The organism is Vagococcus sp. CY52-2 (genome assembly GCF_022655055.1).
In the GTDB taxonomy this organism is placed as follows: Bacteria; Bacillota; Bacilli; order Lactobacillales; family Vagococcaceae; genus Vagococcus.
Map to the genome: position 1 here is coordinate 1,832,427 of NZ_CP093384.1, position 26,415 is coordinate 1,858,841.

Consider the following 26,415-nt stretch of genomic DNA (forward strand, 5'->3'; position numbering starts at 1 on the left):
CTCTCCTCGATTTATTGACTAATTAAGTGGCATAATTCTACTCATCTATTTCAACGTTTAATGATAGCTCAGCTAGTTGTTCTGTTGATGCCATACTTGGTGCAGATGTCATCAAATCAGCTGCTTTACTATTTTTAGGAAAAGCTATTACCTCACGAATATTATCTTTTTTAGCAAGTAACATAACTAAACGATCTAGCCCTAAAGCAATTCCCCCATGTGGTGGGAATCCATAATCTAATGCATCTAAAAGAAAACCAAATTGAGATTCAGCTGATTCTTTCGTAAAACCTAACGCTTTAAACATTTTCTCTTGTAAATCTCGTTGGTAAATTCTCAAAGAACCCCCTCCAAGCTCATAACCATTTAGTACCACATCATAGGCTTTGGCGTAAACTTTTTCAGGTGATGTTTCTAATAATTCAATGTCACTTTCCTTTGGCATTGTAAATGGATGATGTGCTGCTACAAAACGGTCTTCTTCTTCAGAATATTCAAATAATGGCCAGTCTACTACCCATAAGAAATTAAATTTATCTGGATCTATTAAGTCTAACTCTTTTCCTAAACGATTTCTTAATGCACCTAGTGATGCTGCGACAATTGATTCAGTGTCGGCGCAGAATAATAATAAATCGCCAACCTCTGCCTCTGTCACATCAATAATTTTTTCGCTTGAGTCTACTAAAAACTTCGCGATTGGTCCTTTTAGCCCATCTTCTTCTACTTTGACCCATGCTAAACCTTTAGCACCAAACTGAGATAACCATTCACCTAGTTTATCCAAGTCTTTACGTGAATACTTACTTGCAGCTTGTTTAGCATTTAATGCTTTGACAGCACCATTTGCGTTCAATGCATTTTGGAACACTTTAAATTCAATGTCTTTGACAGTATCCTTCATGTCAATTAATTCCATATCAAATCGTGTATCAGGTTTATCGCTACCAAATCGAGCCATTGAATCATCATACGTCATACGTGGAAATGGCAGTGGAATATCAATTCCCATAACATCTTTCATTACTTTTGATAACATATTTTCAGTATAATTTTGGATGTCTTCTTCGGTTAAGAAACTTGTTTCAATATCAACTTGCGTAAATTCTGGTTGGCGATCACCACGTAAATCTTCATCCCTAAAACAACGAACAATTTGGTAGTAACGATCGATACCTGCTCCCATTAATAATTGTTTTGTAGTTTGTGGAGACTGTGGTAGAGCATAAAAGTGTCCTGGATGAACACGTGAAGGAACTAAATAATCTCTTGCCCCTTCTGGTGTCGATTTATTTAAATAAGGTGTTTCCACATCTAAAAAGCCATTGTCATTTAAAAATTCACGAATAACTCGTGTAACATGATGTCTTAATTTTAAATTATTTAACATAGATGGGCGTCTAATATCCATATAACGATATTTCATACGCACATCATCACTAATCGTTTGATCGTCTTCAATGACAAATGGTGGTGTCTTTGCTTCATTATATACCATGATGTCCTCAGCAATAATTTCTACTTTACCTGTCTTCATTCGAGGATTAATAGACGAGCCTGTTCTCTCTACTACCTTACCTCTAACACCAATCACATATTCACTTCGACATGAATCAGCAATGTCTAATGCTTCTTGTGATACTTCTGGATTAAAGACCACTTGGACGATTCCTTCTCTGTCTCTTAAATCAATAAAAATCAATCCACCTAAGTCACGGCGTTTTTGCACCCAACCTTTTACTACAACTTCTTTATCTAGATCTTTTTCCGATACTAACCCACAATACGTTGTTCTTTCTTGCATATTATCTCTCTCCTTAAAATTAATCATTCATAAAAAAAAGCCCCTGTTATATCATAACAAGGACGAATAATTACTTACACGTGGTACCACCTATTTTTTAAAAAGTTCAAGAACTTTTTTCTCTAAACGATATAACGCTCGTTAGCGGGGTATCTTACTACCCATCTCCAGAGTGTCAGTCCTTTTTATGAATGATTTCACCAGATTCATTCTCTCTGTCGGGAAAAAAGGCACGTCTCTTTCATCGATACTCTACTTTAAAATACTAAAATTTGTACAAAAAGTCAAGATACAATAGGAGAACTCACTACTCATCTTTCCTTTTTTTTGCTATAATATTCTTTATTAATAAACCAATGAGGTAAACCATGTGAAAAACACAAAATCAATAAATCGCACGATAAAAATGTTCATCATTAATACTTTAGTCATTACCCTTGTTTTTATCGGCTTCTATTACATGCGGGGGAATAGCCAAATTGCAACTGTGGGAACAACCGCTTTAAACGTTAGAGAGAAGCCTGATGCTTTTTCCACTGTCATTACACAAGTACATAAAGAAGACAAAGTGACCATTTCTGATCAAAAAAACAACTGGTATAAAATACAGACATCTGATAAAACGGTTGGCTGGGTACCAGATTGGTTACTATTTGATGGAACGAGTGGACCATACACTAACCTTAGTGCTTTAATATCTAAACGAAACATCGAACTAAAAAAAGAAAACTCAGAAAATAGTCAAACAATTAAAACGCTAAAAAAGAATGAGTACGTCAATGCAACCCTTGAGCTAAATGGATGGGTAAGGATTTATAGTGGTGGTGATTATGGCTGGGTACCAAATGATTGCTTAACCATTCAAAAAAATCGTCCCAATAAATATAAAGACAATCAATCTCTCCATATTGCAACTACCTCTGCCTTTTTAATGAATGATCATTCAACTTCCAGTAAAAAAGGTAACTTATTAAAATATGGCGATTCTCTTACCTATGTATCTGAAACCGAAAATGGTTGGATGAAAGTAAAAACAAAAGATGGAAAAACTGGTTTTCTCAACTCCTGGCAAGTTACTTCTAGGAAAATATCTAGCAAAGAGGAAAAGCCAGGTATCCCAATGCCAGAATTTACCATTATGTTAGATCCCGGTCATGGTGGGGATGACCCAGGTGCTCAAACAACAGATGGTATAACATTTGAAAAAGATGTTACATTAAAGACAGCACTAGCTGTGAGAAAAGAATTACAGTCTCATGGATTTAATGTTTTAATGACTCATGATACAGATAAATTTGTTTCACTAACAGATATTGGAAAAATTAGTTCTTCTAGTCAAGCAAATGCGTTTATTAGTTTCCACTATGATTCTAGCGCACAACCAAATACTGCTTCTGGAACCACAACTTTTTACAGAAAAGATGGCAGTAAAATGTTAGCTCAATCAATAAATGATAGTATTGCCAATATTTTACCATTAGATAACAGAGGTTTTGGAAAACAAGACTACCAAGTTCTAAGAGAAAATTCGAAACCCGCTGTTTTACTTGAATTAGGATATATCAATAATGATTTTGATGCTTCTTATATTACGAATAAAAAATACCATCAAAAAATCGGTGAAGCAGTGTATGATGGCCTAATGCATTACATAGAAGAAAAAAGCAGTAAAGGTGCTGAAAACTAAAAAGTATCAACCAACACATGACTCGTTGGTTGATACTTTTTTTATTGAACAGTTACTGTGACTGTTCGTCTTCCCCACTGTAAACATTCTGCTACTGTACTAAAATGAACATCAATAATATTGCCTTTAATGGCTCCACCTGTATCTCCAGCAACAGCAAATCCATATCCAGACACTTCTACTAGTGAGTTTAACGGAATTACACTTGGATCAACTGCAATAACACGAGAGTTTTGTCTTAAATCAATTCCGGTTGCTGTGTAAGGTGTTAATCCAGCTTCACTATATGAATAAGCTGTCGATTGCATAGTTAAAACCCGTCCATTACCACTTGACGCTGGTTTATCTGTGGATACAGGTGTTGCGTTGGTAGAATTAGTTACTTCTGTCTTATTATTATTTTCTGATTTAGCTATTTCGTTCATTGAAGAAGAATTATTAGTATTTACTTTGGTTGTTTCTTTAGCCTCTTGTGCTTTTTTAGCCAATTCTTTTTCTTTAGCTGCTTGAGCTTCTTTTATGACACGTTCTTCCGATAACTTTTTCAATGTTGCTTCATTATCAGCCAGTTCTTTTTTTAAATCGTTTACTTGTGATTCTAATGCTGCTTTATCTGTTTCTACTTTGGATTGCTTTTCAGATAACATTTGTTGGTCCATCACTAATTCTTCTCTTAATTTTTCCAACTTTTCCGTATCTGTTTCTAATGTATCAATTTTAGATTTTTCAGCTGTTTGTAAAACTGACATTGCATAAGCACGATTAATAAAATCTGACACACTATTAGCGTTTAATAACGTATCAACCATTTTAGTACTTTGTTGATTTGTTTGGATTGTCTTCATACGAGAAGCGATCAATTCTTTGCGTTTATCCATACTACGTTTTGTTTTTTCAATTTGCTGTTGTGTAGATAATATTTTAGTTTCAGTATTAACTACCTCTGATTTTAAATTTTCTAAATCTCTATAATTTTTATTTACATTATCAAGTGCACTATCGATTTTTTCACTAATCTCAACACTTTGTTTTTTCACGTCTTCTTCTTTCGTTGCTGCAAATAACGAAACTGGCATGCTTGTTAGCATGACAAAGCACAATAGACCAGTTATAGTTTTCCTATAATTCAACAATCGCCAACACCTTTCAATTAATAACGTTCACTTTTTATCTTTCCCAATTATACAAGAATGGCTCTTGCTTAATATGACATTCTCTTTACAAATTATTACAAATTAGGGTATTGTATTATATAAATGTAATAGTAAGGAGTGGTTTGATGACAAATATATACTTTGCTAGTCCCTTATTCTCAACAATGGAAAAAAATTACAACGAGTGGCTTGTAAAACAAATCAGAGAATCTTACAAAGAGGTTTCTGTGTATTTACCTCAAGAGCAAATGGAGATAAATGATAAAAATAGTTATGCTGACTCAAAAATGATTGCAACTTATGATACAAATGCTCTATTAAATAGCGATTTAATGATTGCTGTTCTTGATGGTCAAAGCATAGATGTTGGTGTAGCAACAGAAATCGGCGTGGCTTATCAAGCTGGCGTCCCAATAATCGGTTTGTTCACAGACAGTAGACAACAAGGTGCTGATAATCAGCAAAAAATAACAGCATTGCAAGATGTAGCAGAGTCTCAATTCCCTTATGTTAACCTTTACACGATTGGGTTAATTAAACTAAATGGCGTCGTGGTTAATTCTGAAGAATTGTTATTAAAAACGATCGCCACATACATCTAATTTAGCGAGCATCTTTTACCGTATTTGGTTATAGGATGTTCGCTAAAATCATGTTAACCTAATTAAAGAAAGGAAGTGCTCAACTTGTCTGTATTTTCTTATGCTAAAAAATATAAAAAACAATTAATACTTGGCCCTGCTTTTAAATTGATGGAAGCAATCTTCGAATTAACACTCCCACTATTTATGGCTTATTTAATTGATTCAGGGATTCGAGAACAAAACATATCGGTTGTCTACGCTGCTACTTTATACATGTTAGGTTTGTCTATACTTGGGCTTTTATGCGTCCTAGTTTGCCAATATTATGCAGCTGTTGCGTCTCAAGGTTTTGGAACAGAATTACGTTTAGCTGTTGTAAAAAAAATCACACAATTTTCTCATACTGAAATTGATGAATTTGGACCTGACACATTTTTAACTAGAACCATTAACGACGTCAATCAATTACAACTAGCGTTAGCCATGCTCATCCGTCTAGTTATTCGTGCACCATTCCTTAGTATTGGCTCTATCGTCATGGCCTTTACCATCAATACATCAATGGGATTTATTTTCTTGTTAACTGTTCCTATTTTTTCATTTATTCTATACATTTTAATGAGCAAAACAGTACCAAAATACCAACAAGTGTTATCATCTATTGATGAATTAAATACTGTTACTAGCGAACAACTTACCGGTGTCAAAGTTATTCGTGCCTTTGCCAATGAAAAAAAAATGGAAGATAAATCAGCTGAGGTCAGCGAAAAGTTAGCCAATCGCTACATTGATATGACAAAACTATCTGCTCTTATGTCTCCCCTAACCTTGTTTATGACAAATATGATTATTGCTCTAATCTTATGGGTTGGTGATATTAATGTATCTGTCGGACAACTTCAAACAGGAGATATTGTAGCTTTAATCAACTACATGCTACAACTGCTAGCTGCCTTAATTGTTGTAGCAAATTTAGTGACCATTTTCGTACGAGCTTTTTCAGCTAAAAAACGGGTCGAGGAAATACTTAATACAACACCGAAAGTTCAAACACAACCTCTAGATAAAGTATTACCATTTGAATCAGAAAACACGTTATCTTTTCAAGGTGTATCCTTTCATTACCCTAGTTCATCTCAAGACGTGTTAAGAAAGATTCAATTCGATTTAAAAAAAGGGACACAACTTGGGATTGTTGGACCTACCGGATGTGGTAAGACAACGTTAATTGAATTAATTCAAAAATTTTATCTTCCAACTGACGGGACTATTCTCTTAGATAATATGAACCTACTTGATTTAACCTCAGGAGAAGTCATACATTCTATCGGTTATGTATCACAAAAAAGTGTCATTTTTTCAGGAACGATTGAGAGTAACTTAAAAATGGGATTCCCAAATGCAACGGAAAAAGATTGTTGGAGAGCACTAGAGTGGGCTGACTGTTTAGAGTTCGTTGATGACTTAAGTATGCCAACTGCTGAAAACGGGACAAATTTTTCAGGAGGCCAAAGACAACGTTTGGCAATTGCCAGAGCGTTGATTTCTCAACCAAGTATTCTAATTTTAGATGATGCTTTAAGTGCTTTAGATTATAAAACGGATTTAGCTATTCGACAAACGTTAGCAAGACTTGATTTTATCAAAAATAGCATTATCGTGTCGCAACGCATCTCTTCTGTTAAAGAAGCAGACCATTTACTAGTCTTAAATCAAGGTGAAATAGTCGCTCAAGGAACGCATCAAAACTTGATGAAGCAATCACAATTTTACCAACAAATTGTGACATCTCAAGAAAAGGGGGATAACTAAATGTTTAAACAAACACTTTCAACTTTCTCTCCTTATCTAAAACCTTTCAAAAAAGCGATTATCTTAAATGCTTGTTTGAGTTTTCTGTACGGCCTGAGTAGTGTATTGGTCACCATGTATATTGGTAAAGCAATTGATAGTATGACGCTATCATCTAAGACGGGGTTAGTAACACAGATTTTTCTCATTATCGTTTTGACTTGTCTAGCGGCGAGTAGTTTTTATTTCTTACAGCGAATCAGTCAGCATATCGCCTATACTTCTATGAAGGAAGTAAGAAAAAAAGGATACCATAAGCTAAATAAATTACCGATAAATTATTTTGATACACATTCACATGGTGACACGATGAACCGATTTAGTACGGATTTAGATTATATTTCAGAAGCTCTACTGGCTTTATTTAATCAACTATTTCCAAGCATAACGATTATCATCGTGGCACTGGGTATTATGCTATCTTTAAACGTTATATTAACTGGTGTAATTCTCTTGATAACAGCAGGTATGTTTTTAGTTAATGTGATGATAGCAAAAAAAGGACAGCGATATTTCAACGCACAACAGCAATTACTGGGAAAAATGTCTGGCTATATCAATGAACAATTTAGCCATTTAAAAACGATTAAGTCTTATGAATATGAAGAAACCGTTATTCAACAATTTCAAGACATGAATCTTGAATTGCAACAAACTGGGCAACAAGCACAATTCATTTCTTCTCTGACAAATCCTTTATCTCGTTTTATCGATCACATGGGCTATTTATTAATTGGTTTAGTGAGTGGGCTACTTATTATTAATATTTCATTACCATTATCTTTAGGAATGCTATCTAGTTTTATTATTTATTCAGGACAGTTTTCAAAACCGTTAATTGAACTATCAAGTATCACAACACAACTTCAAACAGCTTTTTCGAGTATTAAACGTATCAACGACTTACTAGATGAACCAGAAGAAGAAACATACGTCAAAAAACTAACCCATCCTTTCACACCTATTGGTAATGTGTCCTTTTCGCATGTGTACTTCTCATATGATCCAGCATCACCATTAATTGAAGATTTCAATTTAACTGTTAAACAGGGACAAACAGTGGCAATTGTAGGGAAAACAGGAGCAGGTAAATCTACCTTAGTTAATCTTTTAATGAATTTTTATCCGTTAGATAAAGGCGTTATTACGATTGATTCCGTGCCAATCACTGATATACCAAAAGATGAATTGCGACGCTCATTTGGAATGGTGTTACAAGAAACTTGGTTATTCCAAGGTACTATTTGGGACAATCTAACGTTTGGTAACACACAAGCAACAAAACAAGATGTGATAAAAGCCTGTGAAGAAGCAAATATCTATCACTTTATTCAACAATTGCCTCATGGATTTGATACGATGATTGGGCAATCAGGTGTGTTGTTATCTGAAGGACAAAAACAATTATTTACGATTGCGAGAACGATGATTAGTAAACCTCCTATGCTTATACTAGATGAGGCCACAAGTTCTATTGATACCTTGACAGAACAACATATCCAAACAGCTTTTGATAACATGATGTCAGGAAAAACTAGTTTTATCATCGCTCATCGTCTATCAACAATTAAAAAAGCCGATATTATTCTTGTGATGGATAAAGGAAAAATCATCGAGACAGGAACTCACGACTCCTTATTAAAAAACAAAGATGGTGCTTATTCTAGTCTCTACCACTCACAATTTAGTCATTAACAAACTAAAAAACTCACTCTAGCTAATTGCTTACTACTTAACAATTAAACTAGAATGAGTTTTTTTATTTTACTATATTAACTTTTGCTTCAATTTTTTTTACTGAATCAAGTGCCAACATTAAGCCTATTGTTTCTGGTTCGCTTGATTTTTCAAAAACAGTGATTTCATAAGCATCGCCTAATCCTGTCCAACGATTACGAACTTTTGATACTTTACGATAACCTGACATGATGTCAAAGTCCATTGACCACCAATCATCGTATACTTCTAAATCATCACTTGTTATTTGAAATGACATTTTTGAGATTGACTCGGATTGTTCTACAGTAAATGCAATACGCTCATCAACTACAACATCTAAACATGGAAAAGTTGATCCAATATGTTTTTCAACACGAACAACTTCTTCTTGTTTGTTATTATATACACTATAACAAGCTAATCCATTATCATCAAAACACTCGATTGTATAAACTTTATCTCCTTCTCTTGTGATGATTTCTCTTTTGTTTTCATTAGTATAATCTTCTTTTAACATAAATAGTTGACGCATAAACGCACACCTCTTTAATCTTTTATTATACCAATCAAACAATTCCCCATACCTAACTGTTACCCTTTTTTGAGTCAAACACATTCCAAAATTTCTGATAAGTTATCTACTTTTTTTGTGTAGGTTTTATCTGACGTCTCAGCTCCATTACTAAACCATATAGAATCAATTCCGACACGATTTGCCCCTTCAATATCTGATGATAAACTATCACCAATCATCACAACTTTTGATAAATCTGTTATTCTAGCATCATTAAAAATATAATCAAAAAAACGAACATCAGGTTTTTCAAATCCAACTTCCTCGGAAATATATAATCCATCAAATAAATCTGTCATATTTGCACTAGCTAGACGTTTGCGTTGTGTCTGACCAACACCATTTGTTCCAGCAAAAATGGTATACCCTTTCGATTTTAATTGGGTTAATAAACTCATTGCCCCATTCATGACATCATTTCTCTCTTCAAGAAAACCTCGATACTGTTTATCAACTAATACACCATCAACAACAATATTATTTGCTAAAAAGAATCGTTTAAAACGCTCCTTTAAAACAACTGCTTTACTGATTTTACCATCTTCTAACTGCTCCCACAAGTCATGATTGATTTCTTTGTATTGATTAAATGTGTTTTCATTAAAAACAACACCATAAGTAGCAAATACTTTTTGTAATGCGTCATACTCTGAACGGCTAAAATCGAGCAACGTATTATCTATATCAAATATAATATATTGGTATTTTTTCATGTATACCCTCCTTTTTTCTATATATGATACTTTATAACATAAAAAAAAGCAGTGTGTCCATATACACTCTGCTTTTTGTATGATTTTTTTATGAAGCAAATTTAACTAATTGCTTTTGTATAACTTTGACATTAGCTAACCAATAAGTCCCGATAACATGAATCACTAATAAAATCAGTGAACTCACAACACGACTTGGAATATTGGCAACAATTCCTGGACCATACATTAAATATAGCCAAAATGTGTTCATCCCTAAATTTACCACAATTGTCACAATCACATTGACTGTGATAATTCGTTTTAGCGTCATCTCTTTTTTATAATAGAATAATCCATATAAAAAGGCTGATAAAAAAGCTGACAACGTAAAACCTGGAAAAAATCCTGCTGTTACTGGAAATAGAGTGATTCCAATAAAATCAGCTAAGGCATTTCCTATTCCTGCCACAAGTGGCGAGAACATCATACACATCAACACAACCGCAATAAACGTAAAACTAATACGAACAAACGGTGTTTGAATTGAAATAAATCGTGTTAACACGATTTGCAACCCCATTAATACTCCCATCAATGCAATTGACTTTGGCGTAAAATCATTTTTGCTCATCCTAGCATCTCCTTTTATTTAGAGTTGCTACATCCATTATGCAGCGAATGCAGAAATAAGGCCGCAAGTACACCACTTGTACTTTTCGTCCACTAAGCAACATCCCATCCTAGTAGCACTTGACGCTATATTTCCTACTCTGTTATTTGTTTTACATTCGTACTATATCATAATGGAAAAAAATTACAATAAAGACTATCCCAGTCAAATTTTCGCCAAATTCTCTAATTCTTTAAAAAGTAGCACGGCTGTACTTTTATTTGTTGCTAGAGGGATTTCATAGACATCACTTAGACGAATCAACGCAGTCACGTCTGGTTCATGTGGTTGGGCTGTTAACGGATCTCTTAGAAAAATGATCATATCCATCTCTCCTTCTGAAACACGTGCGCCTATCTGTTGGTCTCCCCCTAGAGGTCCTGATTTAAATCGATGAACATTTAATTTCGTTGCTTCTTGAATACGAAGTCCTGTTGTCCCTGTGGCAAATAATTCATGTATACTTAATACTTCCTCGAATTTTTTTGTTAATTCGACCATCTCTTTTTTCTTTTTATCGTGTGCTATCAGTGCTATTTTCATCTTTTTCTCTCCCTTTCGTCATATTGCCCAAAAATATAGGCATGTTTACATTGTAAGCGTATCACTAAATTCATTATACTGTATTTAATAAAACAAATGAAAGAAGGAAGTACACTATGGTAGAAATTGCTTTAAAACACATTTATAAAAAATATGATGGAAACCCTAATTATTCTGTTACAGATTTTAATTTACATATTGAAGACCGTGAATTTATCGTGTTTGTTGGCCCTTCTGGTTGTGGTAAATCAACAACATTACGTATGGTAGCTGGTCTTGAAGATATTTCAGAAGGTGAACTTTGGATTGGTGATAAATTAGTCAATGACGTTGCGCCAAAAGATCGTGATATCGCGATGGTTTTCCAAAACTATGCGTTATATCCTCATATGACCGTCTACGATAATATGGCATTTGGTTTAAAACTTCGTAAATATGACAAAGAAGAAATCAGAAAACGTGTCGAAAATGCTGGTGAAATTCTTGGTTTAACAGATTACTTACAACGAAAACCCGCAGCTTTATCTGGTGGACAACGACAACGTGTGGCATTAGGTCGTGCGATTGTGCGTGATGCTAAAGTATTTTTAATGGATGAACCTTTATCAAACTTAGACGCAAAACTTCGTGTGGCAATGCGTGCAGAAATCGCGAAACTTCATCGTCGTTTGGAAACAACCACTATTTACGTTACCCATGACCAAACTGAAGCGATGACTATGGCCGATCGCATTGTTATTATGAAAGATGGTTTTATCCAACAAATTGGGACACCAAAAGAAGTATATGACACACCAAACAATGTATTTGTCGCTGGATTCATCGGCTCTCCTGCTATGAACATATTTAACGTTGAATTAACAGAAGATGGGCATATCACTGATGGTCATGATTTAAACGTTCAGTTGCCTGAAGGAAAATTCAAAATTTTACGTGAACAAGGATACGTTAACAAACCATTAATTTTTGGTATTCGCCCTGAAGATATCCATAGTGAAATTCTTGCAAAAGAAGCTTCTCCAAATAGTATTGTTAAATCTGAAGTAGTTGTATCAGAATTACTTGGAGCTGAAACAATGCTTTATACAAAAACGGGTGAAACAGAGTTCATATCAAAAGTGGATGCCCGATCAACGTATCGTCCAGGAGAAGTGATTGAATTAGCTTTCAACTTAAACAAGGCTCACTTCTTTGATCCTCAAACAGAACAAGTTATTAGATAAGAAATAACAAAGGCCAAATTTTCATTTGAGAGAAAATTTGGTCTTTTATTTATTTATTTTTTGCTGCTAAATAAACTGGAAATGAAAATCTTGTCCCTATTTTTTGAGCAATCATATACGCAATAGAAAAATCAATCAAACTATGGACAAAACCACCCAATCCTACTAACACAATGACTGACTGGAAGAATCCCATTGTATAACTTGCCTCACCTAATCCATCTGTCATAAAAAATACTGTCACAATCAGTGTTTCAAATAAAGCATGTGCTAGTCCTAAAACAATATTAAATACCATCATTTTTTTAGGTGAATGTATGATAGTAGGTCTTTTTTGTAAATACAATGCACCAAAAAAAGCAAAAATCACATGAGATAAGGCTCTCATCCCAATAATAAAAGGTGTCGTCATAAAGAAACCAAACGCTGTCCCTAATGCCACAAGCACTGCAACTAATGGAGAAACGAACATTGCTAGCATGACTGGTACATGGCTGGCTAAAGTATAAGACGCAGGTCCTATCACGATTTTTACTGGCATAACCATTGGAATAACAATCCCCAACGCAATTAAAAAAGCTGCATAAGTCATATTTAATACCGAATTATTTTTCATTTTTTATTTTCACTCCGTTTATCATTTGTTTATATGATAAACAATGTACAAATTATTGTCAATGAACAATCACTACCGTAATTTTATTTTTTATTCGTGATTAACACGTTTGATAATTTTCCAAATTCTGCAATGCTTAATGTCTCACCACGACGTTTTGGGTCTATGTCACTCTCTTCCAATGATTTTTCTAACCACTGTTTTGTTTGGTCATCTTTTCCAAAATGACTCGTTAAATTGTTCCATAATGTTTTACGACGTTGTGTGAACGAAGCACGTGTTAATTCAAAAAAGAATGTTTCATCTATCACGTCAACAATCGGTGTCTCTCTTTTTTCTAACTTAATAATCGCTGAATCCACATTAGGTTGTGGAACAAAAGCTGTTTTTGGCACAATAAATGCGAGTTTTGCTTCCATATAAAATTGGACGGCGATTGATAACGAGCCATAAGCCTTCGTTGACGGTTTTGCTGTCATGCGATCCGCCACTTCTTTTTGCATCATCACAACCATTGTCGTGATATCTAGTGGTGACATCAATAAATGCATCATGATGGGTGTCGTAATATAATAAGGCAAATTGGCAACGACTTTGATTGGTTGCTCTTCATCAAATACTTTTTTTGCTTCGGCCACGACATCAGCTTTTAAAATATCTTCATTAACGACTGTAATATTATCATAAGGTGACAACGTATCTTCTAATACCGGAATTAAACGTTGGTCGATTTCAAATGCTAGCACTTTTCCAGCATGTCGTGCTAAATGTTCCGTTAAAGCACCGATACCTGGACCGATTTCAATCACACCATCTTCTTTTGACAAGTCTCCTGCTTCGGCAATTTTTCTTAAGATATTAGGTTCTGTTAAAAAATTTTGTCCTAAACTCTTTTTAAATGAGAACCCATGTTTTTTTAGTATTTCTTTCGTTCGACTAGGTGTTGCTATGTCTTTGTATTCATTCATTCGTTTCACCTTCTATTATCTCTTTCATTGCCTCTAAGAATTTTTCTTTTGTTATTTGAAACATACTTAATCGTTTTTTTAATTGTTTTCCATTTGTATAGCCGATATTAAGTAACTCACCTAGTTTTTCTCGTCTAACTCTCGAGCCATTTCCGGCTATTAATCCAAATTGAATTAAATCTTCCACCGTGATGTCAGATTCAAAATGATTGGTTGTGGGTGTTGAAACATCTTTTAGCGCTTGAATAATTGCTTCATTACTGGCATGTTCTACGCCCAAACTACCATGTTTCTTTTTAGGAACTCCCTTTGAGCGAGGGATAAAAGCATGTTTAGCATCAGGCACGACAGCCATAATCTGCTTACGGATTTTTTCACCAGGAAAATCTGGATCAGTAAACACAATCACACCACGCACACGTTGAGCGTGTTTAATTTTATCCAACGTTTCGTTATTTAACGCCGAACCATTCGTTTCTATCGTGTCAACGTCTAACACTTGCTGCAATCGTTTTGTATCGTCTTTTCCTTCTACAACCACTATTTCTGATATTTTTTCTTTAGTCATTTTCTTCTAACCTAAACAATCTATGTGCATTTTTTGTTGTTTCTTTTGCCACTGTTTGATAAGGTAAATTTCTTAATTCAGAAATTTTATCAACGACATAATGTGTATACCCAGGTTCATTACGTTTTCCACGATATGGCACAGGCGCTAAATACGGTGCATCAGTTTCCACTAATAATTTATCCATTGGGACAATTTTTGCTGCTTCTTGAACTTCTAGTGTTTTCTTAAATGTGACAACACCACTAAACGAAATATGCATCCCTAAATCTAAAAAACGTTTCGCCCACTCGCTATCGCCACCAAAACTATGCATAATGCCTCCAATATCTTGAATGCCTTCTGATTTTAAAATCTTATAAGTATCTTCCATCGCATCTCTTGTATGGATGCTAATTGGTAGATTCATCTCTTTAGCAATCGCAATTTGACGACGAAAGACTTTTTCTTGTACGTCAGGATCGTCATTCATCCAATAGTAATCTAATCCAATTTCTCCCAATGTCACAACACGAGGATTCGTTAATTTTTCTTGTAAATCTTTTTCAATCTCTTTTGTGTACCTTCCTGCTTCAGTCGGATGCCACCCAATAATACTATGAATAAAAGGGTACTGTTCACTTAACTCTAACGAGCGTTCAATCGTTGGTGTATCAAATCCTACTACTGCCATTTCAGTTACACCTAGTTGTGCTGCTCGCTCAATGACTTCTTTATAATCGTCATTAAATTGTTCTGCATTTAAATGTGTGTGTGTATCAAAAATCATAGTTTTCACTCCTATCACGATGATTTTAACATAAAAAGAGATTGAAAAAGACCACTTTTTCAATCTCTTTTACATTTTCTATCCAACGATACTGCCGTTTTCTGCTCCTTTTGGTGCTTCAACAACATATAATTTTCCATCTGAATTTTCAGCTGATAAAATCATTCCTTGACTGATATGTCCACGAATTTTTCTTGGTTTCAAGTTAGCCACAATCACCACTTTTTTACCAATTAAATCCATTGGTTCAGGATAAAATTCTGCAATTCCTGATAAAATTTGGCGATTGCCTTTGTCACCAGCATCTAATCTAAATTGCAATAATTTATCTGCCCCTTTAACTTTTTGACAGTCTAAAATTTCAGCCACTTTTAATTCAACTTCATCAAACGTTTCAAATTTTACTTCTTTATCTTTAACAGAAACAAGCTTCACATCTTCTGGTTTCCATTCTTCTTCTTCTGTCTGTTGATTCATACTTTGAGCCATCTGTTCTTTAATATAAGCTACTTCTTCTTCAACATCTAGACGTGGGAAAATAGGCGTTCCTTTGCTGACAACTCTGGTACCAGAAGGGAACTCTCCAAAACGAATATCAATCATAGAGACTGTTTCATCATCCAATCCTAATTGGCTAAAGATTTCTTTTGGTGCTTGCGTCATAATTGGTTGTAGTAAAATAGCAGAAATGCGTAAACTTTCGGCTAAATGAACCATGACACTATTTAATTCTGTTTGTTTTTCTTCATCTTTCGCTAAGTTCCATGGCTCAGTCTCATCAATGTATTTATTCGCACGAGAAATGAGACGCCATACTTCACTTAACGCAATGTTAAACTCTAATTTTTCCATTGCTTTATTATATTTACCAATCACATCTGCAGCAGTTGTTGATAATTCACTATCAAAATCTGTTACCTGAGAGGCGTAGTTTGGTACGACACCATCACAATATTTATTAATCATCGCAATCGTACGATTTAATAAATTACCTAAGTCATTGGCTAAGTCATAATTCACACGAGAAACAAAATCTTCTGGTGTAAACACACCATCTGAACCAAACGGAATTGCACGCATTAAATAGTAACGTAGTGCATCTAATCCGTAACGTCTTACTAACATTTCAGGGTAAACCACATTCCCCTTTGATTTAGACATTTTACCATCTTGCATCACTAACCAACCATGAGCAAAAATTTGTTTTGGTAACGGCAAATCAAGTGCCATTAACATAATTGGCCAATAAATGGTATGGAAACGGACGATTTCTTTACCAACCATATGAACATCAGCTGGCCAGTATTTTTGGAAGTTACTATCATCGTCTGTACCATAACCTAAAGCGGTAATATAGTTTGATAGCGCATCAATCCATACATATACCACATGTTTTGGATCACTTTCAACAGGAATTCCCCATTTGAAAGATGTACGGCTAACAGCTAAGTCTTCTAAACCTGGGTTAATAAAATTATTAATCATTTCATTTTTACGAGAAACTGGTTCAATAAAATCTGGGTGTTCTTCGTAATATTCTAATAAACGGTCTGCATATTTGCTCATTTTAAAGAAATAGCTTTGTTCTTTAACAAGTTCTACTTCATGACCACTCGGAGCTAATCCACCAATAACTTTTCCATCTTCATTTCTAAAGACTTCAGCTAATTGATTTTCAGTGAAATACTCTTCATCTGATACCGAATACCAACCTTCGTATTCACCTAAGTAAATATCTCCTTGGTCAACTAAACGTTGAAAAATCTTTTGAACAGATTGTTTATGAGAAGGATCAGTTGTACGGATAAATTTTGTGTAGTCAATGTCTAATAATTTCCATAATTTCTTAACGTCCATTGCCATATTATCTACGTATTCTTGTGGTTCAATTCCTAATTCTTCTGCTTTTTGTTCAATTTTTTGACCATGCTCATCAAGCCCTGTTAAATAAAAGACATCAAACCCTTTCATTCGTTTATAACGAGCCATTGCATCACACGCTATAGTTGTATACGAGCTTCCTATATGTAATTTCCCACTTGGGTAATAAATCGGAGTGGTGATATAAAAAGTTTTTTTATCTTCCACTGTTCGTCCTCCTTTAAGTCACTCTTCATAAAATTCAGCGACATATAATCACCGTTCATTATAGCATAATTCAATAAAAAAAATCATCATAAGCTAAAATTTCAATCTGTCTAGTTCTCTTACTGCATATTAATTAAACAATTGGAAACAAGCTTGATAAATTGGTATAAGTGATAGATAGGTTTGCAATATGTCGTCAAATAAGACATCAGTCGATTCGGTATTAAATCGATTCTTTTGTATCACTCGACCAATTTGAAATTCTCCTTTTTTAACATCTCTCCATCTAGTTAAATCTTTAATGACTCGTTCTTTTTCTAATGCATGATAGTTATTTTTTGTATGGTCTGTGTTTACAACAAAATCATTTGGCAATGACTCAAACCACTCGAGGTGATCCAAGCATGTTTGTGCCATTAAAACTTCATTTTGTGGGTTATCAATAAATGATAACCATATGACTACATATTCCGGTGTAATCCCCAACTGAAAATGAGGAAATTTTTTATAACCTCTTTTATTTCCACCCATTGCACTCCACGTAAAATTTGGTGCATTTGTTGTGCGTCGTCTGTGTTGTGCTATATGAATAGGCAATTTTTCACCCAACAAAGGTTCTAACTCTTCCACTAATTTTTCATCAATCGACTGAAAAACCGGTTGAATTTTTTCACGAATTCCAATCATTCGACTATCTAATCCTTCTATATTAAAAACTTCAAAACATGCTTCATTAAACATTAACATATACTAACTCCTAACAAATATTATCCACTAAAAAAGCGGTCTAAATAGATTACTTTAAATCTATCAGACCACTGTTATTCTGTCTATTTATTTGTGGTTGGATACTTAATGCCAGTTAAGATATCAACCAAATCTTTTATCGATCTGATTTCAATATCTTTTACGACTTTTGTTAATTTTTCAGCCAATACTGGATTAATATATCCTTTTGTTAAACAATCAAATTTATCGACTGATTCTTCCCAAGTAAATGGTCAACAAGGCATACCTGGGTAATTGCTTACTTCATAAGTTGTAACAGTACCATTCATTTGTGTAATTGGTAATACGTGCACAAAAATCTTTTGGATAACGTTTTGTGAAATCAGCATCTGGTTTCACAAGGGCTTTTTGAAGAAGTGCTTGAACATCAGGTTTTATAATACGTGATTCTTCAAACTGAGGTTGCATCACTTGTCTACCTAACACAGCAACAGCTAACAAGTATGGTAGGGAATAATCAGCTTGTTCTTTTGTTGTGATGGCTGCATCCGTATTACCATGTTATACACCGCCCAGAAAAATCATAGGTAATTTTTGGTACATCTGTTTCAATTGACTTGATACTTTCAGACTTAATAGGCGTTTTGGCTAATAATTCTAATATACATTCTATAGCTAGTTATGTATGAATCATTGCAACAAATTTTTTAATGGTTGATTGTGGTACACCTTTATAATTTTCATGTTCCCAATCAAGATCAATTGGTTGTCCTAGTAAATGTTCAATACCCTGAGTCTCTTCTACAATAAACTTGTTTTTTTCCAGCGAAAGAACCCAACGCCAATACAAAGATAATGGGTGTCACTATTGTGATAGATTGCAGAATATGCGACATTCATAAACCTCCCTTCTCTATTTATTCATAAAATAACCTGTGGATAAGAATGATTATCGGTTATTTTGATATTTTTATATCAAATTTTTTAAAAATTTTCAGTCATATCACCAAGGCATTAGAATTCTTACCATAAATTATATTTTATACTGTAAATCCCCAAGCAAGATAAGTGACAATATGTTACTTTTTGTGTTATCATTTTTTTTAGTTAATCAATTAATCTTTGAAGGGGGGTTATGATATGCCAAAAGATACATTCCTTAATCTATCTGCACCAAAAAAAGAAAAAATGGACATGATTTTATTAGATACTTTTTATAACCAATCTATTAGTCAAGTAAAAGTTTCACATATTGTTGAGCAGATGGAAATGTCAAGAGGTGCATTCTATAAATACTTTGTTGATTTAGAAGATGCCTACGCCTATATCGTGAAAAAACAATCCCTACTTATTCATCAAGATATTTTAGATTATATTGCTCAATATAAAAATGATTTTTTCCATGGAATCGAACAATATTTGGTTTTTTGTTCTCACTTAGAAACAGACAGTGCTTACTGGAAAGGACTATTGTTACTAACACGAGCGGATTATCAACGTACGATGAAACGATTAGATTTAGATGACTCTTCTTACATGTTAAAGGAATGGATTAGCCTATTATGTAACAACGACTTTCAAATCCATGAAACTCAAGAAGCTATTAGTTTTCTTTACTTTACTATGGAAGTAGTCATGAACTCGTTAACAGACTTTATTATTAATAATTGGTCTCCAGAAGAGTTGATTGTGGATTATCACTATAAAATTAAATGGATTATAAAAGGAATTAAATAGGAGGATTTAAGATGCAAAAGTTAGCTAGAGCTAGTTTAAGTTATATGATTATCGGATTGATTAGTGGCGTTTACTTCCGAGAAATGACAAAATTTAATGATTTTGATGGTTGGACGCAATTAAGTGTTGTTCATACTCATACCTTAATTTTAGGAATGTTTTTCTTTTTAATTGTCTTATTATTAGAAAAGAATTTTAATCTTACTAAACATAAAAACTTCAAAAAGTTTTATATTACCTATAATATTGGATTAGGTGTTACACTATTAATGTTATTAACTCATGGTACAATGACTGTCTTAGGAATCGAAAGTTCTGCTGCTATTAGTGGTATTGCTGGTTTGGGTCATGTTATTTTAACAATAGGCTTGGGATTTTTCTTTCAAGTGCTGTTGCAATCAATCAAAAAAGACTAGTTGTCTTTTTAATTATCTAGTGACAACTTGTTACTAAGTGAAATGGAGGAATATTTATGTTCTTAGCTTTAAAAGAAATGCGTTACTCAAAGTTACGTTATAGTTTAATTGTTGGTATTATGTTTTTAATCGGACTCGTTGTCTTTTTACTCTCAGGCCTTGCTGATGGGTTATCTCAAGAATTTAGACAAACAGTCGATGACTGGAACGCAAAAGAAATTGTGTTATCGGATGATGCAAATAACATCCTAGCAGCTTCTCAACTAAAATTAGAGGATGTCAAAGATATCTCTTCAAATGAAAAAGCCCCATTATCTCTTTACAGTGGAGCAATTGGCAAAAAAGATAATAAAGTAAATATTAGCTTATTCGGTACAAATGACGATGCTTTCTTCTTACCAAGTGTAACAAGTGGCAAGTCGTTTAAAAAAGATAATGAAGTAATTATTTCTCAAAATCTGGCGGATAAAGGATTTAAAATTAATGATACTATCACAGTAGGTAGCAATGATTTAAAAGTTAAAGTTGTCGGTATTGTTCCATCAACTTCTTATATTGCAACACCTGTTATGTATTCTAACATCAAAACTGCAACTGAAATTAAGTTTGGTGAAGACATGGTTAAAACAACTGATAACTATCCTATTAATGCTGTCTTAAGTAATGACTCGAATACAACCTTATCAAACGATTCACTCACTAAGCTATCTACACAAAAATTTATCGATAACTTGCCAGGATATACAGAACAAAGTTTGACACTCGATTCAATGATTTATGTTCTATTCGTTATTGCTTCGGCTGTTATTGGAATCTTCATGTATGTCATCACACTTCAAAAAACAGCTATTTTTGGTGTTATGAAAGTACAAGGAATTAATTCTTGGTTTATTTCAAAATCAATTTTAGCCCAATCATTCTTAGTTGGGGTATTCGGCGTCATTCTTTCTGGGGTTGCAACTTATTTTCTAAGTTTAGTATTACCTGAGGCTATGCCATTTGCCATTAACATTACCCAATGGTGCATTTATGGTATTATCTTAGTCATTGTCTCAACAATTGGTGGATTATTCTCAATTGTTACTGTTAATAAAGTTGATCCTATTAATGCCATTGGAGGTTAAATAAAATGAAAACTATTTTAAATATGTCACATATTACAAAAAAATTTGGTAAAGGTCACAATGAAGTGACAGCCTTAAATGATTTAAATTTTCAAGTGAACGAAGGAGAGTTTATCAGTGTTATCGGACCGTCTGGTTCTGGTAAGAGTACCTTTTTAACCATTGCTGGTGGATTACAAAGTACAACAAGTGGAAATATCAGTATAAATAATATTGATTTTACTTCTCTTCCAGAAAAAAAACGTGCAAAAATACGTTTTGATGAGATTGGGTTTATTTTACAAACATCAAATCTCATTCCTTTTCTTACAATTGAAGATCAATTTACTTTAGTCGCTAAAGTAAAAAAAGAGAAAGTCAACAAAGATAAGCTGGATAATTTACTAAAATCTTTGGATATAGACCATTTAAGAAACAGTTATCCAAGCGATCTATCTGGTGGGGAGCGTCAACGTGTAGCAATCGCTCGTTCATTATATAACGATCCTAGCTTAATTTTAGCCGATGAACCAACGGCTAGTTTAGATACAGAACATGCGTATAATGTTGTGAAATTACTGGTAAAAGAGGCTCATAACAAGAAAAAAGCAACAGTAATGGTAACTCACGATACTCGTATGATAAAATGGAGTGATCGTGTTTTCCAAATGGAAGATGGTACTCTTAAAGAAATTCATGATTTTTAATTTACACACCTTAGCCTTATAATAGGTTAAGGTGTTTCTTTTTTATGTAATTGAAATAGATACGACTATCTTTTCAATTTATTTTCATTTAGAATGTATATATTATGACGGGATTCGTTATTATTAAAAAGGGAGTATTATCATGTCAAAAAAAGTTTTATCCATTATTGTTCCTTGTTACAACGAACAAGATACCATTCACCCTTATATCAGTCAGATGACTGATATAGAAGCATTATTACCAGAGCTAACTTTTGAATACTGGTTTATTAATGATGGGTCTAAAGATAACACACTAAATGTATTGAAAGAAATCAGTAAGCAGTCTGAACAATATAATTACTTATCTTTTTCTAGAAATTTCGGAAAAGAGGCTGCTCTTTATGCTGGTCTAGAACATGCTAGGGGGAATTACATTACGGTGATGGATGTTGATCTACAAGATCCTCCCGAACTTCTACCTAAAATGGTAGAATTACTCCAACAAGATGATTATGATTGCATTGGGACGAGGCGTGTCACTCGTGAAGGAGAACCAAAGATTCGTTCTTTCTTTGCTAAAAAATTTTATAAAATCATCAATAAAATTTCAGATATTGAAATCGTAGATGGCGCAAGAGATTATCGTTTAATGTCACGTCAAATGGTAGATGCTATACTCGAATTAAAAGAATATAATCGATTTTCTAAAGGTATATTTAGCTGGGTTGGTTTCAATACATATTATTTAGAATTTGAAAATATTGAACGCGTTGACGGTGAAACGTCTTGGTCATTCTGGGATTTATTACAATATTCAATTGATGGGATTATCTCTTTTTCTGAATTTCCACTAAAATTATCGACGATTTTAGGATTTATATCCTTCGTTGCTTCCATCTTCGCACTGATTTTTATTGTTATTCGTGCACTTATATTTGGTGACCCAACTTCTGGTTGGCCATCACTTGTCTGTATTGTTTTGGCTTTAGGCGGATTACAATTACTTTGTTTGGGTGTTGTAGGACAATATCTAGGGAAAACTTTTTTAGAAACAAAACAGCGTCCTATATACATCATAAAAGATAAAAAAATATCATCTTTAAAGGAGGATTGATGGTGCTACTGAGGTTTAAAAATATAGGAAAAAAATGTTTTCCTTTTATCACTATTGTACTAATTGCACTATTTATTTTGTCACCTCAAATTAATATTCGCTTCATTCCTATTGGTTCTGATATTTCCTTTCATTACAATCGATTCTATGATTTATCAGAACAAATAAGAAGTGGCAACTACAATTATTTCATGTCATTATATGGTTTCAATACTAGTGGGAGAATTATTAATGCCTTATATGGGTATGATATCGCCTTTTTAAATGGGCTAATACTTTTCTTTACACAGTCATGGTTAAAATTTCAACTCATCTCGTCCTTTATTTGCCTTGTGATTGCGGGGATAACCATGTATTTTTTAATGCGAACATTTGACTGTGACAAACGATTATCAACAGTTGGTTCAGTAATTTATATGGCATCTTCTCCTATTATGTATTACGTTAGAGCACTAGGTTTCTCTGGTTGGGGAGCGGCATTTCTTCCTTGTATTTTTATTCAAGCTATTCGCTCGATAAAAAATAAAGAAAAACCAATTAATCCCATTTTTTTGGGACTATCAATGAGTTTACTAGTGAATACACATATACTTAGTGCTGTATTAGCTATATTGGCTATTATCCCTTTTTATCTAGTTAGTTTTATTCAGTCAGATAAAAAGTTAAATTGGATAAAACAATTATCCCTATCTATCACTATTTTTACTCTACTATCTTTAAACACTTTAGCGGCTTACATTGATGTTTTTTTATCAAATAACATCTTACAACCTTTTATCCCAAATTCATTCATGAAAAATTCTACTTACATATCTATTACTGAAATGTATGGCAACCGAAATATTGGTATATTTTTTGGGTTCATTTTTTTATTTCAACTCATTTACTTTATACGACATATAAAATATACAGATACACTAGATCGATTAATGACTACTATAGGCGGTGGATTTTTATTACTTTCAACTTCCTTATTTCCATGGGATAGTATCATAGATACCTTTCCTTTTTTATCAATCATTCAATTTCCATTTCGTTTTTCAGTTATCTCTTATATTTTATTAATTCCGGTTTTTTTAAAAACCATTCATTCTATCGAACAACATATTTCTATTAAACAATTTAAAGCTATTTCCCTTTCCTTGATGATTCTCGTTAGCTTTATTCTGTTTGAAGCAAACAGTATCATGGTAAAAAATGCTCAAAGGTGGCAAGATGATCCTGTGGCAATGGGGAATAATCGTCCCAATCTAATTGAAAAAGACCCTGATATGATTCGAAATAATCTTAGAGGAGCTGATTTGACAAAAATATTTGAGACGATTGAAAAAGGAACACCTGATTATCTCCCTATACCAAAAGAGACATCTAGCCAAGTTATTTATAGTGAAATGGACCCTTACGAAGTATATGAACAGGAAATCTTCAACAATCAAAAAAATATCACAACGACTGTACTGGAGAATGGATCCATAAAACTTACTTGGGATAATAAAAAAAATGTGACTACAAAGAAACAACTTCCTTTAATTGTTTATGATCATAGCATCATTGAACTAAACGGTAAATTATTAACTAAATCAGATTATGAAACGTCAGATATAGGAAGTTTGATTATCACACCTAAGAATGGAAAAAATACTGTCATTTTATCTTACAAACCATTTGTTAATATGACTTATGTTATCTTTATTAAAATAGCGGCAACATTGCTTGTTCTCCTATACTGTGCAAGATATAGCTATCAATATTTTACCGATAAAAAGAAAAGAGAGATCTTATGATTAAACTAAAACATTTTTTTACCCAAACGTTAGGTTTATCTGACACATTATTTGAATTATTTATGTATGTTGTGATGGGAGTCTTTACAACAATCATCAATATTGTCATCTTCTATATAATGGAAAATTTGCTTCATGTTAATTACATTATTTCCAACGTGATTGCGTGGGTTTTTTCCGTTTTATTTGCTTACTTATCAAACAAAAAATATGTCTTCGCTCATGAAGATAATACATCATTCATTAATATGAAAGAGATGATGTCCTTTTTTTCATTTCGCTTTCTATCACTTGGAATTGATACAGTTGTATTATTTGTACTAGTCCAATGGCTCAACCAACAACCACTTATCGCAAAAATTATTAGCAATATTGTCGTATTAATCGCCAATTATCTATTTAGTAAATTCATCATCTTTAAAAAACCATCCAACTAGGTCTTATAAACCTAATTGGATGGTTTTACTTTTTGGATGTTCTTTTTTTATATTCATCAACTAATTTTCTTGATTCTCGGATATTATCCATATTTTCATCATATTCTTCTAATACATAAACATGGAATAATAAATCAATTAAAATAAATTGAGACATCAACGAACTCGTCGCAGCGCTTCGAAGTTCTGCTTCTTTTGATTTCACTGTCTGCATAGAAACATCCACATGCTTGCTTAATGTACTCATCCCAAATTGAGATATTCCAATCGTTTTTATCCCCTGCTCTTTTGCAATACGGTTTATCTCTAATACTTCAGAAGTTTCACCAGAATGCGATATGCCAATAAAAATCGAATCTGGTGCAGCAGATGTTAAACTGGCTATTAACAAATGAATATCTGCTATGCAAATACACACCTTCCCTATACGATTCCACTTTTGAGCGATATTTTCAGCTACAAGATAAGATGACCCTATCCCATAAACATATACGAACGGTGCTTTAGAAATCAATTTTATCGCTTCTTTTAAAGTTTCTTCATTCACTAATTGAATGGTTTCTTGCATAGATTGATAAGCATTTCCTAATAATTTTGCCTTCACATCAGCCATTTTTTCAGTTGGTAAAATATCTGAATATTCTTTTGGAACATCCCACTGTCTCTCTGCAGATAACGCAATTTTTAACTCAGGAAAACTTGGAACATTAATGGATTTACAAAATCGAATCACAGATGCAGGACTGGTCTGAGATTCTTTAGCCAGCTCACTAGCTGTCATTTTTGTGACATCTTCTGGTCTTTCTAACACTAAGTTGGCAATTTTTTTTTCTGATTGTGTTAAATCATTATAGATACTCTTGACTCTTTGATGAATATGTTTGCTTTTCATA

General features: G+C 33.4%; 27 protein-coding genes and 1 riboswitch. Of the genes, 12 read left to right on the forward strand and 15 right to left on the reverse strand.

Going from position 1 to position 26,415, the window contains the following annotated elements; all coding sequences use genetic code 11:
- Positions 1–37: 37 nt before the first annotated feature.
- A complete protein-coding gene (gene aspS, locus MN187_RS08835; RefSeq protein WP_242093860.1) occupies positions 38–1,804 on the reverse strand; it encodes an aspartate--tRNA ligase in 1,767 nt (588 codons plus the stop codon).
- Positions 1,805–2,174: 370 nt separating this feature from the next.
- Between aspS and MN187_RS08840 the strand changes: the two genes are divergently transcribed.
- Positions 2,175–3,491, forward strand: coding sequence for an N-acetylmuramoyl-L-alanine amidase (locus MN187_RS08840; RefSeq protein WP_117973562.1), 1,317 nt, complete (start codon positions 2,175–2,177; stop codon positions 3,489–3,491).
- A 41-nt stretch (positions 3,492–3,532) separates the two neighbouring features.
- Here MN187_RS08840 and MN187_RS08845 read toward each other — a convergent pair whose 3' ends face one another.
- Positions 3,533–4,621 (reverse strand): 3D domain-containing protein, encoded by a 1,089-nt coding sequence (locus MN187_RS08845; RefSeq protein ID WP_242093862.1) that lies wholly within the window; start codon positions 4,619–4,621, stop codon positions 3,533–3,535.
- A 149-nt stretch (positions 4,622–4,770) separates the two neighbouring features.
- Between MN187_RS08845 and MN187_RS08850 the strand changes: the two genes are divergently transcribed.
- The 3 genes from MN187_RS08850 to MN187_RS08860 all read left to right on the forward strand — a co-directional run bounded on the left by MN187_RS08850 (position 4,771) and on the right by MN187_RS08860 (position 8,775).
- Positions 4,771–5,247, forward strand: coding sequence for a nucleoside 2-deoxyribosyltransferase (locus MN187_RS08850; protein ID WP_117973566.1), 477 nt, complete (start codon positions 4,771–4,773; stop codon positions 5,245–5,247).
- 84 nt (positions 5,248–5,331) lie between these two features.
- Positions 5,332–7,041, forward strand: coding sequence for an ABC transporter ATP-binding protein (locus MN187_RS08855; RefSeq protein WP_233519202.1), 1,710 nt, complete (start codon positions 5,332–5,334; stop codon positions 7,039–7,041).
- Positions 7,042–8,775 carry an ABC transporter ATP-binding protein gene (locus tag MN187_RS08860; RefSeq protein WP_242093865.1) on the forward strand — a complete coding sequence of 578 codons (1,734 nt, stop codon included), beginning with the start codon at positions 7,042–7,044 and terminating at the stop codon, positions 8,773–8,775.
- Positions 8,776–8,839: 64 nt separating this feature from the next.
- Here MN187_RS08860 and MN187_RS08865 read toward each other — a convergent pair whose 3' ends face one another.
- The 4 genes from MN187_RS08865 to MN187_RS08880 all read right to left on the reverse strand — a co-directional run bounded on the left by MN187_RS08865 (position 8,840) and on the right by MN187_RS08880 (position 11,281).
- The gene (locus MN187_RS08865; protein ID WP_117973570.1) at positions 8,840–9,331 is read right to left on the reverse strand and encodes an LURP-one-related family protein; all 492 of its coding nucleotides are present in this window, start codon (positions 9,329–9,331) and stop codon (positions 8,840–8,842) included.
- A 74-nt stretch (positions 9,332–9,405) separates the two neighbouring features.
- Positions 9,406–10,086, reverse strand: coding sequence for a YjjG family noncanonical pyrimidine nucleotidase (locus MN187_RS08870; protein ID WP_117973572.1), 681 nt, complete (start codon positions 10,084–10,086; stop codon positions 9,406–9,408).
- Between the two features lie 88 nt (positions 10,087–10,174).
- A complete protein-coding gene (locus tag MN187_RS08875) occupies positions 10,175–10,699 on the reverse strand; it encodes a folate family ECF transporter S component (protein WP_117973573.1) in 525 nt (174 codons plus the stop codon).
- A 39-nt stretch (positions 10,700–10,738) separates the two neighbouring features.
- Positions 10,739–10,843: riboswitch (THF riboswitch) on the reverse strand.
- 60 nt (positions 10,844–10,903) lie between these two features.
- Entirely contained in the window at positions 10,904–11,281 is a 378-nt protein-coding gene (locus tag MN187_RS08880) for a methylglyoxal synthase (protein WP_242093867.1), read from the reverse strand.
- Positions 11,282–11,397: 116 nt separating this feature from the next.
- Between MN187_RS08880 and MN187_RS08885 the strand changes: the two genes are divergently transcribed.
- Positions 11,398–12,504 (forward strand): ABC transporter ATP-binding protein, encoded by a 1,107-nt coding sequence (locus MN187_RS08885; RefSeq protein ID WP_117973577.1) that lies wholly within the window; start codon positions 11,398–11,400, stop codon positions 12,502–12,504.
- Between the two features lie 49 nt (positions 12,505–12,553).
- Here MN187_RS08885 and MN187_RS08890 read toward each other — a convergent pair whose 3' ends face one another.
- From MN187_RS08890 to MN187_RS08925, 8 genes are all read right to left on the reverse strand, one after another.
- The gene (locus MN187_RS08890) at positions 12,554–13,120 is read right to left on the reverse strand and encodes a hypothetical protein (RefSeq protein ID WP_241699545.1); all 567 of its coding nucleotides are present in this window, start codon (positions 13,118–13,120) and stop codon (positions 12,554–12,556) included.
- An 83-nt stretch (positions 13,121–13,203) separates the two neighbouring features.
- Positions 13,204–14,088, reverse strand: a complete 885-nt coding sequence (rsmA, locus tag MN187_RS08895) for a 16S rRNA (adenine(1518)-N(6)/adenine(1519)-N(6))-dimethyltransferase RsmA (protein ID WP_241699544.1) — start codon at positions 14,086–14,088, stop codon at positions 13,204–13,206.
- Positions 14,081–14,656, reverse strand: a complete 576-nt coding sequence (gene rnmV, locus MN187_RS08900; protein WP_117973583.1) for a ribonuclease M5 — start codon at positions 14,654–14,656, stop codon at positions 14,081–14,083. The genes rsmA and rnmV overlap by 8 nt, the downstream gene beginning before the upstream one ends.
- Entirely contained in the window at positions 14,649–15,425 is a 777-nt protein-coding gene (locus tag MN187_RS08905) for a TatD family hydrolase (protein WP_241699543.1), read from the reverse strand. The genes rnmV and MN187_RS08905 overlap by 8 nt, the downstream gene beginning before the upstream one ends.
- A gap of 78 nt (positions 15,426–15,503) precedes the next feature.
- Positions 15,504–17,513, reverse strand: coding sequence for a methionine--tRNA ligase (gene metG / locus MN187_RS08910; protein WP_117973587.1), 2,010 nt, complete (start codon positions 17,511–17,513; stop codon positions 15,504–15,506).
- A 129-nt stretch (positions 17,514–17,642) separates the two neighbouring features.
- Positions 17,643–18,260, reverse strand: a complete 618-nt coding sequence (locus MN187_RS08915) for a DUF1054 family protein (protein WP_199500925.1) — start codon at positions 18,258–18,260, stop codon at positions 17,643–17,645.
- Positions 18,261–18,545: 285 nt separating this feature from the next.
- The gene (locus MN187_RS08920; protein ID WP_117973589.1) at positions 18,546–18,782 is read right to left on the reverse strand and encodes an MmgE/PrpD family protein; all 237 of its coding nucleotides are present in this window, start codon (positions 18,780–18,782) and stop codon (positions 18,546–18,548) included.
- A 139-nt stretch (positions 18,783–18,921) separates the two neighbouring features.
- On the reverse strand, positions 18,922–19,092 hold the full coding sequence (locus tag MN187_RS08925; protein ID WP_242093869.1) for a hypothetical protein: 171 nt from the start codon (positions 19,090–19,092) through the stop codon (positions 18,922–18,924).
- A gap of 290 nt (positions 19,093–19,382) precedes the next feature.
- On the opposite strand from MN187_RS08925, the gene MN187_RS08930 reads away from it, so the two are divergent.
- The 7 genes from MN187_RS08930 to MN187_RS08960 all read left to right on the forward strand — a co-directional run bounded on the left by MN187_RS08930 (position 19,383) and on the right by MN187_RS08960 (position 25,522).
- Entirely contained in the window at positions 19,383–19,979 is a 597-nt protein-coding gene (locus tag MN187_RS08930; protein ID WP_117973591.1) for a TetR/AcrR family transcriptional regulator, read from the forward strand.
- Positions 19,980–19,990: 11 nt separating this feature from the next.
- Entirely contained in the window at positions 19,991–20,395 is a 405-nt protein-coding gene (locus MN187_RS08935; protein WP_117973593.1) for a DUF2871 domain-containing protein, read from the forward strand.
- Positions 20,396–20,451: 56 nt separating this feature from the next.
- Complete coding sequence (locus tag MN187_RS08940; RefSeq protein ID WP_117973595.1) at positions 20,452–21,519, forward strand: ABC transporter permease; 1,068 nt, start codon at positions 20,452–20,454, stop codon at positions 21,517–21,519.
- Positions 21,520–21,524: 5 nt separating this feature from the next.
- Positions 21,525–22,205: an ABC transporter ATP-binding protein gene (locus MN187_RS08945; protein ID WP_117973596.1), complete on the forward strand. Its 681-nt coding sequence runs from the start codon at positions 21,525–21,527 to the stop codon at positions 22,203–22,205.
- Between the two features lie 142 nt (positions 22,206–22,347).
- Complete coding sequence (locus MN187_RS08950) at positions 22,348–23,301, forward strand: glycosyltransferase family 2 protein (protein ID WP_117973598.1); 954 nt, start codon at positions 22,348–22,350, stop codon at positions 23,299–23,301.
- 2 nt (positions 23,302–23,303) lie between these two features.
- Entirely contained in the window at positions 23,304–25,085 is a 1,782-nt protein-coding gene (locus MN187_RS08955; RefSeq protein ID WP_147340783.1) for a putative glycosyltransferase family protein, read from the forward strand.
- Positions 25,082–25,522: a GtrA family protein gene (locus MN187_RS08960; protein ID WP_117973602.1), complete on the forward strand. Its 441-nt coding sequence runs from the start codon at positions 25,082–25,084 to the stop codon at positions 25,520–25,522. The genes MN187_RS08955 and MN187_RS08960 overlap by 4 nt, the downstream gene beginning before the upstream one ends.
- Positions 25,523–25,547: 25 nt before the next feature.
- Here MN187_RS08960 and MN187_RS08965 read toward each other — a convergent pair whose 3' ends face one another.
- Positions 25,548–26,414 carry a MurR/RpiR family transcriptional regulator gene (locus tag MN187_RS08965; protein WP_242093871.1) on the reverse strand — a complete coding sequence of 289 codons (867 nt, stop codon included), beginning with the start codon at positions 26,412–26,414 and terminating at the stop codon, positions 25,548–25,550.
- Between the last annotated feature and the right edge of the window lies 1 nt (position 26,415).